At 56.9% G+C, this 13,825-nt stretch carries 16 protein-coding genes; 9 read left to right on the forward strand and 7 right to left on the reverse strand.

Annotation, left to right across the window (positions count from 1 at the left end):
• The first annotated feature begins 208 nt into the window (after positions 1-208).
• Together JAO29_RS19285 and JAO29_RS19290 are read left to right on the forward strand one after the other, a co-directional pair.
• Positions 209-592 carry a hypothetical protein gene (locus JAO29_RS19285; RefSeq protein ID WP_334269901.1) on the forward strand — a complete coding sequence of 128 codons (384 nt, stop codon included), beginning with the start codon at positions 209-211 and terminating at the stop codon, positions 590-592.
• Between the two features lie 11 nt (positions 593-603).
• Positions 604-1,728, forward strand: coding sequence for a DUF1214 domain-containing protein (locus JAO29_RS19290; protein WP_334269916.1), 1,125 nt, complete (start codon positions 604-606; stop codon positions 1,726-1,728).
• A 336-nt stretch (positions 1,729-2,064) separates the two neighbouring features.
• Here JAO29_RS19290 and JAO29_RS19295 read toward each other — a convergent pair whose 3' ends face one another.
• From JAO29_RS19295 to JAO29_RS19310, 4 genes are all read right to left on the reverse strand, one after another.
• Complete coding sequence (locus JAO29_RS19295; protein ID WP_334269902.1) at positions 2,065-3,216, reverse strand: trans-sulfuration enzyme family protein; 1,152 nt, start codon at positions 3,214-3,216, stop codon at positions 2,065-2,067.
• Positions 3,217-3,297: 81 nt separating this feature from the next.
• Positions 3,298-4,209 carry a cysteine synthase A gene (gene cysK, locus JAO29_RS19300; RefSeq protein ID WP_334269903.1) on the reverse strand — a complete coding sequence of 304 codons (912 nt, stop codon included), beginning with the start codon at positions 4,207-4,209 and terminating at the stop codon, positions 3,298-3,300.
• A gap of 12 nt (positions 4,210-4,221) precedes the next feature.
• The gene (locus JAO29_RS19305; protein WP_334269904.1) at positions 4,222-5,364 is read right to left on the reverse strand and encodes a VWA domain-containing protein; all 1,143 of its coding nucleotides are present in this window, start codon (positions 5,362-5,364) and stop codon (positions 4,222-4,224) included.
• Between the two features lie 4 nt (positions 5,365-5,368).
• A complete protein-coding gene (locus JAO29_RS19310) occupies positions 5,369-6,472 on the reverse strand; it encodes a VWA domain-containing protein (RefSeq protein ID WP_334269905.1) in 1,104 nt (367 codons plus the stop codon).
• Between the two features lie 278 nt (positions 6,473-6,750).
• Between JAO29_RS19310 and JAO29_RS19315 the strand changes: the two genes are divergently transcribed.
• From JAO29_RS19315 to JAO29_RS19335, 5 genes are all read left to right on the forward strand, one after another.
• Complete coding sequence (locus JAO29_RS19315; RefSeq protein WP_334269906.1) at positions 6,751-8,106, forward strand: DUF1015 domain-containing protein; 1,356 nt, start codon at positions 6,751-6,753, stop codon at positions 8,104-8,106.
• Between the two features lie 89 nt (positions 8,107-8,195).
• Positions 8,196-8,996, forward strand: coding sequence for an N-acetylmuramoyl-L-alanine amidase family protein (locus tag JAO29_RS19320; RefSeq protein WP_334269907.1), 801 nt, complete (start codon positions 8,196-8,198; stop codon positions 8,994-8,996).
• A complete protein-coding gene (locus JAO29_RS19325; protein ID WP_334269908.1) occupies positions 8,993-9,622 on the forward strand; it encodes a GerMN domain-containing protein in 630 nt (209 codons plus the stop codon). The genes JAO29_RS19320 and JAO29_RS19325 overlap by 4 nt, the downstream gene beginning before the upstream one ends.
• A complete protein-coding gene (gene murI / locus JAO29_RS19330) occupies positions 9,619-10,455 on the forward strand; it encodes a glutamate racemase (RefSeq protein WP_334269909.1) in 837 nt (278 codons plus the stop codon). Before JAO29_RS19325 ends, murI begins: the two co-directional genes overlap by 4 nt.
• Before the next feature lie 46 nt (positions 10,456-10,501).
• The gene (locus JAO29_RS19335) at positions 10,502-10,882 is read left to right on the forward strand and encodes an EVE domain-containing protein (protein ID WP_334269910.1); all 381 of its coding nucleotides are present in this window, start codon (positions 10,502-10,504) and stop codon (positions 10,880-10,882) included.
• Here JAO29_RS19335 and pheA read toward each other — a convergent pair.
• Positions 10,869-11,753 (reverse strand): prephenate dehydratase, encoded by an 885-nt coding sequence (gene pheA, locus JAO29_RS19340; RefSeq protein WP_334269911.1) that lies wholly within the window; start codon positions 11,751-11,753, stop codon positions 10,869-10,871. The two genes, JAO29_RS19335 and pheA, sit on opposite strands and share 14 nt — an antisense overlap.
• Before the next feature lie 113 nt (positions 11,754-11,866).
• Between pheA and JAO29_RS19345 the strand changes: the two genes are divergently transcribed.
• Both JAO29_RS19345 and JAO29_RS19350 read left to right on the forward strand, forming a co-directional pair.
• Entirely contained in the window at positions 11,867-12,016 is a 150-nt protein-coding gene (locus JAO29_RS19345; RefSeq protein ID WP_125484556.1) for a lmo0937 family membrane protein, read from the forward strand.
• Positions 12,017-12,093: 77 nt separating this feature from the next.
• Positions 12,094-12,390, forward strand: a complete 297-nt coding sequence (locus JAO29_RS19350; protein ID WP_334269912.1) for a CsbD family protein — start codon at positions 12,094-12,096, stop codon at positions 12,388-12,390.
• 54 nt (positions 12,391-12,444) lie between these two features.
• Here the strand turns inward: JAO29_RS19350 and JAO29_RS19355 are convergent, their stop codons facing one another.
• The gene (locus JAO29_RS19355) at positions 12,445-13,308 is read right to left on the reverse strand and encodes a UbiA-like polyprenyltransferase (protein ID WP_334269913.1); all 864 of its coding nucleotides are present in this window, start codon (positions 13,306-13,308) and stop codon (positions 12,445-12,447) included.
• 58 nt (positions 13,309-13,366) lie between these two features.
• Positions 13,367-13,825: BON domain-containing protein (locus tag JAO29_RS19360; RefSeq protein WP_334269914.1), on the reverse strand; the 459-nt coding region annotated here is incomplete at its 5' end.

Consider the following 13,825-nt stretch of genomic DNA (forward strand, 5'->3'; position numbering starts at 1 on the left):
TAGTGATAGAAAGGTTTGCAAGATTCTGAGCCGATCTCTTCCAACGGCCAAACAGACGTGTTCCATCCATGCAGGGCTCAAAGAGATGACGACGAAGAGGCTAAGTAAAAAGGAGCAATAAAGCTGACTTAATGTGCAGCAATCATGACTCCCAAGTTTTCAAGACGATAGTGACTCAACGGTCTCAAAATCACATAGGAGCGACAGCATGAAGAAGGTAGGCATCCCCCTCATCGCCGCCCTTGGCCTCACAGCCTGCACGCCGTCCGCACAGCGAAATCAGACCGCAGCTCGTTCGTCCGGCAGCGCTGTCTCCTTAGCTGACGCCACCGTTAAAGGGACTGAAAATATCGCGACGCCTTATGGAGAGGTGAAGCTTGAGGACAACTACATCACCGACGACAGCTCCAAGAAGCTGTTTGACACCATGGACACACAACGTGCGGCACAGGCCTACATTTGGTCCACACCGCTGGTCAGCTTCACGACCTGGCGAGATCAGCAGAACCAGGCCTATGGCCCGAATGCTCGAGGGACCTTCGCCGTGTTAGCCAGCTATAACGAAAAGCTTGGAATTGTCACGGCTACCTGACCACGCCGTACATCATTGAATGGGACAATCTCTCGAAGGGCCCTGTCTACGTCGATTACCCCCCAGGCAAAACCGCGGGTGGTTTTCTTGACTTTTGGCAGCGCCCCATCACCGATCTCGGACTGACCGGGCCGGATCAGGGCAAAGGCGGCAAGTACATTGTCGTTGGCCCTGAAGACGATCCCGCTAAGTACAAAAAAGCGGGCATCTACGTCTTCCAATCGCCTACAAACAATATTTTCCTCGGATTGCGGCTGCTTGAAGACGATCCGGGCTTCAAGGACAAGTTCAAATCGCAGTTGAAGATCTCTGCGGTTGGCAGGAAGCCCCATGCCGATCAATTTCATCGAGAACAAAAACGTACCTGGTCGGCCACTGCGCCTCGCGGCCTCGACTACTGGAAGCACCTGCAGCAGATCGTCAACGAAGAGCCGGTGCGCGAGCAGGACAAGCCGTGGATGGCCATGCTGGAGCCTCTCGGCATTGTGAAAGGAAAGACCTTCTCTCCCGATGAGCGCCAGACGAAGATTCTGAAAGAGGGTGCTGCGATGGGCGAGTTGATGACTCGCAATCTGCAGATGAACCCGCGCTTCGCCGAGCACTATTGGGCCGGAACCCATTGGTATAAGAGCTTTGATTTCTCGGTTGAACAGGAGACCAAAGGCAAGGTAGAGCTCGATCAACGGGCAACGTGGTTCTACGAGGCCGTCACCAGCAGCAAGGGCATGGTGAATCCAGTCGTCGGCGCCGGTCAGGTCTACATGACGACGAAGCGCGACAGCAAAGGCAATCTCTTGCGTGCCGATAAAACTTATCGTCTTCACGTACCGGCCAACGTTCCTGTAGGTCAGTTCTGGGCGCTCACGCTTTATAGCGAAAACACCTGCCGCCCTTATGAGAACGGTGAAGGTACGCTTCGCTCCGCAAACCTGGACAGCCGCCTCAAGGACCTCAAGCGCAACCCCGATGGTTCGGTTGATCTGTACGTCGGCGCCAAAGCACCTGCCGGATACGAGTCGAACTACATGAAGACAGTAGGAGACGATGGCTGGTTCGTCTACTTCCGTCTCTACGCGCCACTGAAGCCATTCTTCGACAAGACATTCAAGTTGCCTGATTTTGAGATAGTCGAATAACACATCGTGGAACTCGTACATAGGAGCGGCAAGCCTGAAGAAGCTTAGCGTTCTCCCTCGTCGCACATTGCGTCGATCAAATGGCGATCTGTCAAGACCAAATCCCCTATAAGCACTTAGGCCACATAGAGATAGCTTTGCCGATTAGTTCGCTTCAGGCTGCTATCCTTAACTCAATAACAAAAAGAAGCCCCGGAAGAATCCGGAGCGTTTCTGGCGTGGACTCCTCCAAATTCAATACTTTACCTATAAGCCCATTGTTTGGAATACTTTAGCACCGAAGTACCCCGCTAAGTTCCATGAATGGAAGACTTTGCGCAAAATACGGTACGGGGGCTACCCACCTAGCGCCTGATCCAGATCCGCGATGATGTCCTCAACCTCTTCGATCCCGACCGAGATGCGCATCAGCCCGTCGGTGATCCCGAGCTTCGCCCGGCCCTCCGCCCCGACCGCCGCATGGGTCATCGTCGCCGGATGACAGACCAGCGTCTCCACGCCGCCCAGGGACTCGGCCAGCAGCGCCAGCCGCAGCCGCTTCGCGAACTCGTTGGCCCGCTCTAGAGAACCCAGCTCGATCGAGATCATCGAACCGAAACCGCTCTGCTGCCGCGCTGCAAGCTCATGCTGAGGATGTTCCTTCAGCCCCGGATAGAAGACCTTCTCGACCGCCTTGTGCCCGGCCAGAAACTGCGCCACCGTGCGTCCGTTCGCATCGTGCTGCTTCATCCGCACGGCCAGCGTCTTGATCCCGCGCAGCAGCAGGTAGCTCTCGAACGGCGAAAGGATGCCGCCCGTGCACTTCTGCACAAATCGGAAGCGCTCCGCCTGCTCCGGCTTCGTGCAAACGAGGACGCCGCCCAGCCCGTCCGAGTGGCCGTTCAGAAACTTCGTCGTCGAGTGCATCACAATATCGGCGCCCAGCGCGATCGGCTGTTGCAGATAGGGCGATAAGAATGTGTTGTCGACGCTCAGCTCCACCCCCTTCGCATGGCAGATCTCAGCGACCGCGCTGATATCTGTGATCGCCATCATAGGGTTGGTTGGGGTTTCGATATGGACCAGCTTCGTCTCCGGACGGATCGCCGCGGCAACGTCCTCGGCCACGCTGGTATCGACATAGGTAAAGGTGAGACCGTAGTTCGCCAGCACCTTGTCGAAGACGCGCTGGGTTCCGCCATACACGTTGTCCGAACAGACGACGTGGTCGCCGGCTTTCATCATGGTGCACATCGCGGTGATCGCGGCCATGCCGGAGGCAAAGACATGCGCGCTGGTTCCACCCTCCAGCGAGCACAGGCTCTCCTCGAGGGCGTCGCGAGTCGGGTTCGTCAGGCGCGCGTACTCATGGCCCCTGTTCTTTCCGATCTCCTCCTGTTGATAGGTCGAGGTCAGAAAGATCGGAACATTGACCGCACCGGTCACCTTCTCCGGCTCCTGCCCGTCATGGATCGCCCGCGTTGCAAAGCCCAGCTTCTTTTCAGTCATTCCTGCCCCTCACCAAAGTGTCATCCTGAGCGGAGCGCAGCGGAGTCGAAGCATCTGCGGTTCGCCGGGATATAAATCCAACTAAAGAATCCCCTTCGACAGATACCTCTCCGCCGAATCCGGGATCATCGTCACTACCCGCTGTCCGGGCCCAAGTTCGCGCGCAACTTCAACTGCCGCGCAGACCATCGCTCCAGCGCTCGAACCGCCGAAAACTCCGGCCTCGGCACCCAGTCGCTTCACCATCTCGAACGCAGGAGGATCCATCACGCGAATGACACGGTCGCAGACCTTGGGATCAAACGTAGCCGGGATGAACGAGACCCCGATCCCCTCCACTTTGTGGGGACCGCTCTCTCCGCCCTGCAGGATACTGCCCTGCGGTTCAACCGCAGCACAAAGGATCTTCGAATCCTGTTTCTTCAGAAAGCGGGAGACTCCCGTGAACGTTCCCGCGGATCCGACTCCTGAGATCCACGCGTCGACCCGGCCTTCCATCTGCTCCCAGATCTCGACCGCTGTGGTCTGCTCGTGGAAGTCAGGATTGGCCGGATTCTCAAACTGCAGCGCGGCAAAGGCGCCCGGCGTCTCCTGTTCGAAATCGAGCGCGCGCTGGATCGCACCTGCCATTCCTTCCGCCTCCGGGGTCCGTATTACGGTCGCGCCCAGAGCCCGCATGAGAATGCACTTCTCCTCGGCGAACTGCTCCGGAACGTACAGCACAACTTTATATCCGCGATTGACCCCGATCAGCGCGAGCCCGATGCCGGTATTTCCAGCGGTCGCCTCCACGATGGTCGATCCCGGCCTGAGAACACCTCGACGCTCGGCATCGAGCACGATTCCCAGAGCGGCCCGGTCCTTCACGCTGCCTCCGGGATTGAGGTACTCAAGCTTGGCCCAGATCTGGGCTCCGCGCTCAGGCTCGAGAGCCGTCAGACGCACCATAGGGGTCTTCCCCACCAGCTCTGTGATTGTCTCTGCGGTACGCATTCTCAGGGCCGATTACGGCGTGTCTGCTCCTTGCGATTTGGACGCGGTCTTCGCCGGAGAAGAGGTATCCGACACGATGCGCGGATAGTACCCGGTACGTGTGCGGACCGACAACTTACCCATGCCCTTGGCCTTCGCCTCAACGTGAACCTCCCGATATCCTCCAAGCGTAGGAGACTTGGTCGAGTGATAGGCGATGGTGTACTGGGTCCGGATATCCTGCGCCACCTGGGCAGCAATGGAGTCGACATCTTTGAGAGATTTCGGGAAGTAAGCAGCTCCTCCCGTCTGTTCGCTCAGGGTCTCCAGGACGCGCCTTGCGTGGCGTGACTCTCTCTTATCCGTGTCCTGGCCGAAGAGCAGTCCCACGGAGTAGATCACCGGACCGTCAAGATCCTGGATACGGCGAATGGCCTGCTCGAGGGATGCACTGGACGCATTGTCTTCGCCGTCCGTGACGACGAGCAGAACCTGCTTGGGATGCCTGGCATTCTTCGTCAGATAATCCGCAGACGCGACCAGAGCGTCGTAGACTGCCGTGCCTCCGCTGGACTTGATGTAGCTCAGGCCATCGCGAAGTTTGTCGATGTTATTGGTGAAATCCGTATCGATGAAGGCCTCCCACGAGAAGTCCACCACGAAGGCTTCATCGTCCTTGTTGGAGAGCTTGATCAGATCCAGAGCGGCTTGCTCTACCGCTGCCCGCTTGTCGTACATGGAACCTGAGCTGTCGATCAGAATCCCCAGCGAAACCGGGAGATCCTCATGTCGAAAGGAGGCGATCGTCTGAGGAACTCCGTCTTCGAAGACCCGAAAGTCGTCTTTGTTCAAGGTAAGGACAGACCTGCCGTCGGAGTCCAGAACTGTCGCGTTCAACCGGACCTCGTAGGCATCTGTTCTCAGCGTGTACTTTCCACCCGCGCCGCGCTGAATGGGGCCAGCAGGTCCTTCCGGACCCTGCGAGGATCCTGGCTGGGAGGACGGCTTGTCAGGATCGGGCGACGCTACAGGATCGCGATCCACCGTGAGCGACGGCTGAGAGATCTGTGCGGATGGGTTCCGCGCAGCTCCCCCTGTCGATTGCAGTGTCTCCCCACCTGAACTCGCCGTAACCAGCCCTGCCAGCAATATTCCTGAAGCTGCCGCGCACGGCAAAACTTTACTCCGAAGGTGCATAGTACCCCTGGCGATTATGCACCGTCAGGGGCGGAAGCCCCGGCGGTGGCACGAGTCGTATCTTCAATTTACGCCAGTTGCCATCCTTCTTGATATCGGACGGCCGATAGCCGAGAACATACTCGTTCCGCAGCTCCGCGCTGATGCGGGTTGCTATATCACCGAGGTCCGCGATGTCTCCCACGCGAAACATTCTGCCGCCCGTCATATCGCAGATATCGCTCAGCAAAACCGGTCCAAGCTGCTCTTCCTGGGTCGGCGCATACTGGTCGAAGATCCCAATCGAATAGATCTGCACGTCGCTTTCACGAACGGCCCTGCGCAGCTCCCCTTCTGTGTAACGGCTCCGGTTGTCGCCGCCGTCCGAGATGATGAGGAGCGCCTTGCGCTCGTACTTCGCATCGCGGAGCTTTGTGATTCCCAGGTAGGCCGCGTCGATCAGTGCGGTTCTGTTCTCGGGCTTCAACATCACCATGCGAGCCTCGACGTCATCGATGTCCGAGGTGTAGTCGACGATAACGGCTGGACGATCGTTGAAACCAATGACAAAAAACTCGTCCAGCGGATTGGAGGTACGAAGGAATTCGCTGAGCGCCCGACGCGCGCGGTTGAACTTGGAGTTCATGCTGCCGCTGAGATCGAAGACGATCCCGATCGTTACGGGAGCATCTTCTGTAGAGAAGCTCTTGATGATCTGGCCGACGTTATTGTCATATACCTCGAAGTTTTCCTTCTCGAGGCCCGTTACAAGCCGATTCAGCGGGTCGGTCACGGTCGCCGGTACAAGCACCAGATTGACATCCACTCTGAGCCGGGCATCGCGCCGGGAGGTTCCACTCGCAGCAACATTTCCAGCACCTTCGACGATTGGTTTGGAATCATCAGGGGATTTGGGAGGAGGTGGAGGAGGTTGCGTGTGAACCTCGCCCAGAGGATTCTCCTGAGCCGAGGCGCGATACGCCCCTGCACCCGCGAGCATGGCTAGAACGATCCACGCTACAGAGGCAAGCCGGAGTAGCCGAGCTACCCTGCCCAGCGACTCGGCTAAAGCCTGCCGGAAACAATACGCTGTATTCTCATCCCGCATACCGTGGTCATCTCCGCGACCTGTCCTACCCGGTTGAACGATGCATCTGAGAGCTTTCCGGTCATATACGGATCCACCGAACGCCGTATAGAAGCTCCGTCCGCAGACTATACACCGAATCTGCCGAATCGGGCGTCCTTCCAAATGTATAGACGCTTTTTTTTGGTTCTTTGTCACCGTTTTGCAAACACTGATCGGACGCCTGGAGCAACTTGCCTGCGCCGCCCCGTACAATCACTTCATACCATTCATTTACGAGGGAGACTCAAACAGACCGCATGGCCCGCATCTACCCCTTCCGCGCACTTCGCTACAACCCTGCTCGCGTCAACATGGAAGACGTCGTCACACAGCCGTACGACAAGATCTCGCCCGCCATGCAGGACCGGTATTACGAGTCGAGCCCGTATAACTTGATACGCGTCATCCTGGGCAAACACCTGCCCGGCGACACAGAGCAGGAGAATGTCTATTCCCGGGCAGCGGAGGCGCTCAATTCCTGGCGCAAAGAAGGCGTTCTGCAGGAGGAGTCCGAGCCAGCCCTGTATGGATACTCTCAGACCTATACGGTTCCTCACACGAACGAGGTGCGGGAACGAAGGGGCTTCATCGCCCTGGGTCACCTCTACGACTATGCCGAACACGTGGTTTACCGGCACGAGCAGACCTTTCCTAAGCACAAGAGCGATCGTATGAGCCTGTTCAAGGCGACTCGGGCTTATTGCGAGCAGATTTACATGCTCTACTCTGACCCGGCGTTCACGGCGGAAAAGTTGATCTTCGGAGTGAGGGGGCCGAATGACCAGGACACGAATCCAGCGGACCTGGCAATTACGGATGAGTACGGCGTCGTACACCGCGTATGGAAGCTTACCGATCCGACCCTAATCAATCTGCTGGTTACGGCTATGGCGGACAAGAAGCTGATTATCGCGGACGGGCACCATCGCTATGAAACTTCGGTGGCTTATGCGAAGGAGCGTTCGGCGCAGTTGAAGCTTCCATTGAACCAGCCGCGGGACGAAGACGAGAAGCTCTCCCCGGGCCATCTGCCAGTACCGCCCTTTCCTGAAGCGGCGATGATGATGACCTTCGTGAACATGGACGCTCCCGGAATCACTATCCTGCCCACCCATCGGGTCGTGCACGGAATTGAGGGATTCTCTTCGCCCGATTTCATCACTCGCGCAAGCGCTTACTTCGACATTCAGGAGCTGCCTTCGCACGACGTATCCGTGCTTTCAAGGACAGACAAGACCGCCTTTCTCGCAGTAACGATTGATGGTAGCTACCTGCTGACCGCCAAGCGCGAGGCTATCGATGCCTTACTCAGTGATCTGCCAGCAAGACAACGTCAGCTGGATGTAGTGCAGCTGCACCGCGTGGTTCTGGACAAGCTGCTTGGACTGGATCAGGAGACCATTACCCGACTTGGAAGCGTAAGCTATCTACGCGAAGCAGATGAAGCAGCCTCGATGGTCACCCAGGGAGATGCGAATATCGCATTCTTAATCAAGCCGATTACGCTCGAACAGCTCAAGGATGTCTCCCTGGCAGGAGATGTCATGCCCCAGAAGTCCACTGATTTTTATCCCAAACTACTGAGTGGATTAGCGATCTACGCACTCGATTAGTGTTCGGGACCTCGCAGCGCCAATGCGCCTGACTCTGGACTCCAGAGATGCGAGGTCCTCATCTTTCGGATCTTAAGACTCCCCAAACCGTGACTCGAACCTGCGACCTCATCTCTACGCTGACGATCCTCCTGCTGACAGCCGGCGGTGCTTTGTCGGCTCAGACCCCTGCCGCACCCCAGCCGTCAGCAGGCAGTAATGCGGTGGAGCACACCGCTCCCGCCCCCCCGAAACCCCCTCCCGCCTTTTATCGCAACCTGATCGTCCTTGATCCAGCTCATGGAGGTCCTGACAGCGGAGCCCAACTTTCAAGCAGCGCTGCCGAAAAAGATGTAACGCTGTCGTTTGCACAGAAGTTGCGACCGGCTCTGGCGGCACAGGGATTTACTGTAATGTCGACCCGGGATTCGGATCCTTCCGATGAGCTCACAACGGACGTGAGAGCAGGTATAGCGAACCACGTCCGGCCCCTGGCATGCGTCATCCTCCACGCCACTGCCGCGGGTTCCGGCATTCACATCGTGACCTCGACACTGACAGAGCCGGATTCGAAGTCAGTCAGTCACGCGCCGAGGTGGAATGAGGCGCAGGAGACCGCGATTGGCATGAGCATCAAGCTTGCCAATGAGATTGGACTTAGCCTTCAGGAAAACCACATTCCCGTCCTGCTCCTGCGATCTTCAGTTCCGCCTATCGACAATCTCATCTGTCCGGCAGTTGCGGTAGAAGTGGCGCCCATGCAAAGCACGGGCAAAGCCACACCAGCATCGGATAGCGCCTATCAGCAGCGAATCGCGACGTCTGTGTCGGCGGGGATCGCCTCCTTCCGAACGCACAACGCTCCAGCGCCCGCCTCGGTACCGGCTGCGCGCGCAGGAGCTTCCCAATGATCCCGCGGTATCAGCGCATCGTCTTTTGGAGCCTTGTCGGCTGCATTCTGCTAATGGCTGCTTTCATGCTGCGAGGCTGCCAGCAAGCTCATAAACGTCTGACGGCCCTCAACAATGCCACGCCCCTGGCGGCGCCTACGACTGCGGCGACCGAAGAAGTTACGTTATATGTCGCATCTGATTCTGATGGAGCGATCCGACCGGTCCGGTCCCAGGTCTCTCTACCCCAAGACCCCTCTCTGCGGGCGCGCGCACTCCTTGAGAACCTGCTTACCCAATACTCGCAGCCCGATTCCGCTCATCCGCTTCAGAGCGGTGCAGCGGTAGACGATGTCTTCCTGCTGGAGAATGAGTCGCGTTCCGGGTCAGATGGAACCATTCTGGTCAGTCTCAGGGGAGCGTTTGCGGACAGCCATCCTTCCGGCATCGAGGTCGAACAACTTACATTGGATTCCATCATAGGGACGCTGCACGCAGCCTTTCCTGACTTCGGAAAGGTGAGGTTTCTGGTCGATGGACAGGCGCGGGCTACTCTTTCAGGGCATGCTGGACTCGATCATCCGTACGCTTTGGTCGACACATCGACGCGCGGAACCGCTCCAAGCGAGGCAGCAGCACAGCCATGAAGGTGATTGGTGTCTTCGATTCGGGCTTTGGCGGCCTGACTGTACTTCGCGAGCTTCTACCGCGTATTCCTGACGCTCGCTATGTCTATCTCGGCGACACGGCGCGGCTTCCCTACGGATCCAAATCCCGTGAGACGATCGCGCGATATGCGATCTCGAGCGCGAAGTTCCTTGTCGATCAGGGAGCTGAACTGCTGGTGATTGCCTGTAACACCGCTACAGCGCTGGCGTTAGATCAGATTCGAGCAGCCCTGCCCATCCCTGTGATTGGCGTAGTTGAACCAGGCGCAAGGGCGGCACTGGCCGCAGCAAGTGCAAGCCCAGCCGGTATTCGTGGAAGCGAGGTCGTGCTTCTTGCGACAGCAGCTACGACGCAATCGGGAGCGTATACGCGCAACCTCACTGAACTCGGACTCCGTTCTATCGAGAAGGCGTGCCCACTGCTTGTTCCGCTGGTCGAAGAGGGCTGGCTGGAAGAACCAGCGCAAAAAACTGTAACGCTCGATGTCCTGCGCATCTACCTGCTGGAGGCTCTGGAACAAGCGCCGTCGGCGAACATTCTTCTGCTCGGATGCACTCATTATCCGCTGCTGACACCGCTGATAGAGACAACGCTTCAAAACCTTCACCACAGGATGCAGATCATCGATTCAGCAGCGGCGACTGCGCAGGCTGTGAGTCTACTTGCGCCGGGGTCACACGCCGGGGAAGGGATGACAGGGCCGGAGTGCGTCTTCTACGCTACGGACTCGATCGAGAAGTTTCAGCGACTGGGCTCGAGATTTCTACGACGGCCGTTAGCTGAAGTCCGATTGATTGACCTGGGCGGTTAACAATTTCCCCTACAGGAACCTACTCGTTGCGCGGTAACCTGTGAACATGCCATACCTTCTGAAGACTGAGCCCGATAAATACTCTTTTGATGACCTTCTTCGTGACGGCGAGACGACCTGGGATGGGATCTCCAACAATCAGGCGTTGATGACGCTTCGCAATATGAAGAAGGGCGACAAGCTTGTGATTTATCACTCCAATATCGGCAAAGCGGCGGTCGGTACGGCAAAGGTCGTCTCCGTCGATGCCGCAGACCCGAAAAACCCTATCGTAAGGATTTCTCCCGTGCGCCGGCTGAAGCGCGAGAAGCCTCTTGCTGAGATTCGGGAGGCAGGCGTCTTCCAGGGCTCGATCCTCTTTCGCCAGTTTCGCCTCTCTGTCGTTCCGCTGACTGAGGATCAATACGACTGGCTCACTCAGGCGTAAAAGAAGCGGCGTGGTATCTGCCAAGCACCTTCACCATTCGGCAATGTTCGGTGAGAGCGGCCACTGCGGCCTCAGCTTTTGCCGGGGTGTCGAAGCGGACATCTACGTAAAACACGTACTCCCAGGGACTTCCGGGCACAGGCCTGGATTCGATCTTCGTCAGGTCGACGCCCGCCCATGCGAGTCTCTCCAAAGCTGAGACCAGGGTTCCCGGACGGTGCTCGATGGCGAACGCAAGACTCATTTTGTTCTCCGGTTCTTGAGTAGCTATCAGGAACGGATCGTCGCTTCGCCGAACAAGATGAAAGCGCGTGAAGTTCTGGGTGTGATCTTCTACCGAAGGGATCAGGATCTCCGCTCCGTACTGGACGGCGGCAAGTTCTGGAGCAATTCCGGCGCAATCGGTGAGCTTCTGCTCCATCAGGTACTTAACGCTTCCCGCCGTGTCGTAGAAAGGCATGACCTCAAGCTGCGGCTGGGATGCCAGGAACTTCCTGCACTGCGACAGAGCGACAGGATGGGAGATGACTCGCCGGATCTGGGAGAGCGTCACTCCCGGGCCCGCGATGAGGTTATGACGGATGCGCAGAAGACTCTCCCGCTCAATCCGTACGTCGAGTTCCAGCAGGAGATCGTAGTGTTCCGCTACGGAACCGTGCAGGCTGTTTTCGATGGGCAAAACTGCCGCGTCCACATCGCGAGAGATAACCCGGGCCATAACTTCGGCCGACACGTTGCACGGCACGATGCGGATCTCCGCAACCTCGTTGTCCAGCATCGACATAGTAGCCATATGGCTGTTGGAACCTAGTTCACCCTGAATGGCAATTCGCAAAAAGGCGTTCTCCTTTGCTTTCCTTATTTTATTCACGAATGGCAACCTCCACCGCCTCAGCGGCAACTTACAACAGGAAGCCCGCTTGTGTGCAGCTTCAGGGCTGACGGAAGTGCAAAGGCGCATCTATCCCTTTTCAGGAGCTACATATGCTTTGGACGATTACGATAATTCTTTTCATTCTTTGGGTTGTAGGGTTGGTCAGCAGCTACACGCTGGGCGGTTGGATCCATATCCTTCTGGTGTTAGCCATCATCGTTTTGATCTTCAATCTACTAAGCGGGCGTCGAGCTTTATAGCACCGGCGGCGAACGGCATAACCGCGAGAAGGTAACGATGCAACGGGTTTCCAGCGAAGAAGTTACAGGAGTTCGTCATGAATAAAGATACTGTTGAAGGAAAATTCGATCAGGTTTCAGGCGCGATCAAGCAGAAGGTTGGCGAGGCGGTGAATGATCAAAGCCTTGCTAATTCGGGCGCAGCCGAGCAGATCAAAGGTGACGCGAAAGAGACCTGGGGCAACGCAAAGGATGTTGCAGACGAAAAAAGAGCGGATGCAGCAGCCCGGTCTGAAGCGCGCACTGACAGTACGCGTGATCGCGTCGTCGACAACGCGCAAAACATGAAGGACAACATCAACGCCAAGCTGGATGACATGCGCGATCGGCACTAAACTTAGCTCTTTCCAAAAATAACTACTACAGCCCGCCAATTCTGGCGGGCTTTTTTATCGACGAAGCAAGACATCGGCTGCGATAAAGACAAAGAAGACAACCGAGATGATGCCGTTAAGGGTAAAGAAAGCCGCATTCATTCGTCGCATGTCCTCAGGCGAAATGATGAGATGCTCATAAAGCAGCAGAAGCCCCACCACCCCGATTCCAATCATCGCAATCGTGCCCAGATGGAAGGCAGTTGCCAGCCAATACAAGGTAGCAAGCATGCCAATATGCATCGAGCGGGCAATCCAGAACGCAACTTCGAGACCGAAAGATTGAGGCACGCTGTTGAGCCCTACGCGACGGTCGTGCTCAAAGTCCTGGCAGGCGTAGAGAACATCAAATCCAGCAACCCACAGAAGAACGGCTAGCGTGAGAATAGCGATCCTTGGATCGAACGAACCGCGGACTGCGATCCACGCAGCAGAGGGAGCTATGCCGAGAGCCAGACCCAGAATCAAGTGGGACCAGCGAGTGACTCGCTTCATGTAGCTATAGACCAGAACAACCAGGAGCGCGAAAGGCGCTAACTGCAGCGTCAGGCGATTCAGCATCGCTGCTCCCAGAAGGAAGACGGCAGCCGAAATAAATACGAAGCCAGCGACAAAGCCGGTCGTCAATGCTCCCGCCGGCAGGGCTCGATTCGCAGTTCGGGGATTCGCCGCGTCCAGCTTGGCATCAACGAGACGATTGAAGGCCATTGCCGCTGATCGTGCTGCAATCATGCATACGACGATCCAAATCAGGGCATGAACGGAGGGCCAGGCGCCAGCCGCCAGAACAGCTCCAGTAAGTGCGAAGGGGAGCGCAAAAATCGAGTGCTCCCACTTGATCATTTCAAGCGTAATTACCGTACTCTTCCACAAGCCCATGGATCCATGTTAAAAGACAACGGGCTGCGAGAGCACATATTCTCTGCAGCCCCTAAACTTAATACCTTTTCGAACCGCTCTTGGGTTTTTCCTCAGAAGCTCCAGCGGCTCCAGCAACCTGGAGATTGTCGGTCACTTTGAAAACACCGGGAACGCTATTGGCTCGGATGTTCGCGACTTCTTTATCTGCTTGGTTATCCACCATCCCTGAGAGGGTGACGTTTCCGTTGACCACGGTGATGCGGATAGGCTTCGCCGGATCGATTGCGTACTTATTCAATTGAGGCGCACCATACACGGCCCTCGCCGTTTCCAGACGGATTCGGTCATCCATAGGTGAGACCGGTGCGACCTCGATGTTATCTACAACATCCTTTACACCGGGGAAATTGGAGACGAGACTGATTGCGGAGTCCCGGTCAGTCGGGCCATAGGCAACGCCTCCTAGCGTAACCACACCGTTCTGTACCCCGATTGTGAAGGCGTTAAAAGCCGTAGTCCCGTAGCCGACGCGATC

Source organism: Edaphobacter sp. HDX4 (genome assembly GCF_036877565.1).
Classification (GTDB): Bacteria; Acidobacteriota; Terriglobia; order Terriglobales; family Acidobacteriaceae; genus Edaphobacter.

Excerpts from the sequence above, each read along its gene's own strand:
- JAO29_RS19285 (WP_334269901.1), top strand. The coding sequence starts at position 209 with ATGAAGAAGGTAGGCATCCCCCTCATCGCCGCCCTTGGCCTCACAGCC.
- JAO29_RS19295 (WP_334269902.1), bottom strand. The coding sequence starts at position 3,216 with ATGACTGAAAAGAAGCTGGGCTTTGCAACGCGGGCGATCCATGACGGG.
- cysK (WP_334269903.1), bottom strand. The coding sequence starts at position 4,209 with ATGCGTACCGCAGAGACAATCACAGAGCTGGTGGGGAAGACCCCTATG.
- JAO29_RS19310 (WP_334269905.1), bottom strand. The coding sequence starts at position 6,472 with ATGCGGGATGAGAATACAGCGTATTGTTTCCGGCAGGCTTTAGCCGAG.
- JAO29_RS19315 (WP_334269906.1), top strand. The coding sequence starts at position 6,751 with ATGGCCCGCATCTACCCCTTCCGCGCACTTCGCTACAACCCTGCTCGC.
- JAO29_RS19325 (WP_334269908.1), top strand. The coding sequence starts at position 8,993 with ATGATCCCGCGGTATCAGCGCATCGTCTTTTGGAGCCTTGTCGGCTGC.
- murI (WP_334269909.1), top strand. The coding sequence starts at position 9,619 with ATGAAGGTGATTGGTGTCTTCGATTCGGGCTTTGGCGGCCTGACTGTA.
- JAO29_RS19335 (WP_334269910.1), top strand. The coding sequence starts at position 10,502 with ATGCCATACCTTCTGAAGACTGAGCCCGATAAATACTCTTTTGATGAC.
- JAO29_RS19345 (WP_125484556.1), top strand. The coding sequence starts at position 11,867 with ATGCTTTGGACGATTACGATAATTCTTTTCATTCTTTGGGTTGTAGGG.
- JAO29_RS19350 (WP_334269912.1), top strand. The coding sequence starts at position 12,094 with ATGAATAAAGATACTGTTGAAGGAAAATTCGATCAGGTTTCAGGCGCG.
- JAO29_RS19355 (WP_334269913.1), bottom strand. The coding sequence starts at position 13,308 with ATGGGCTTGTGGAAGAGTACGGTAATTACGCTTGAAATGATCAAGTGG.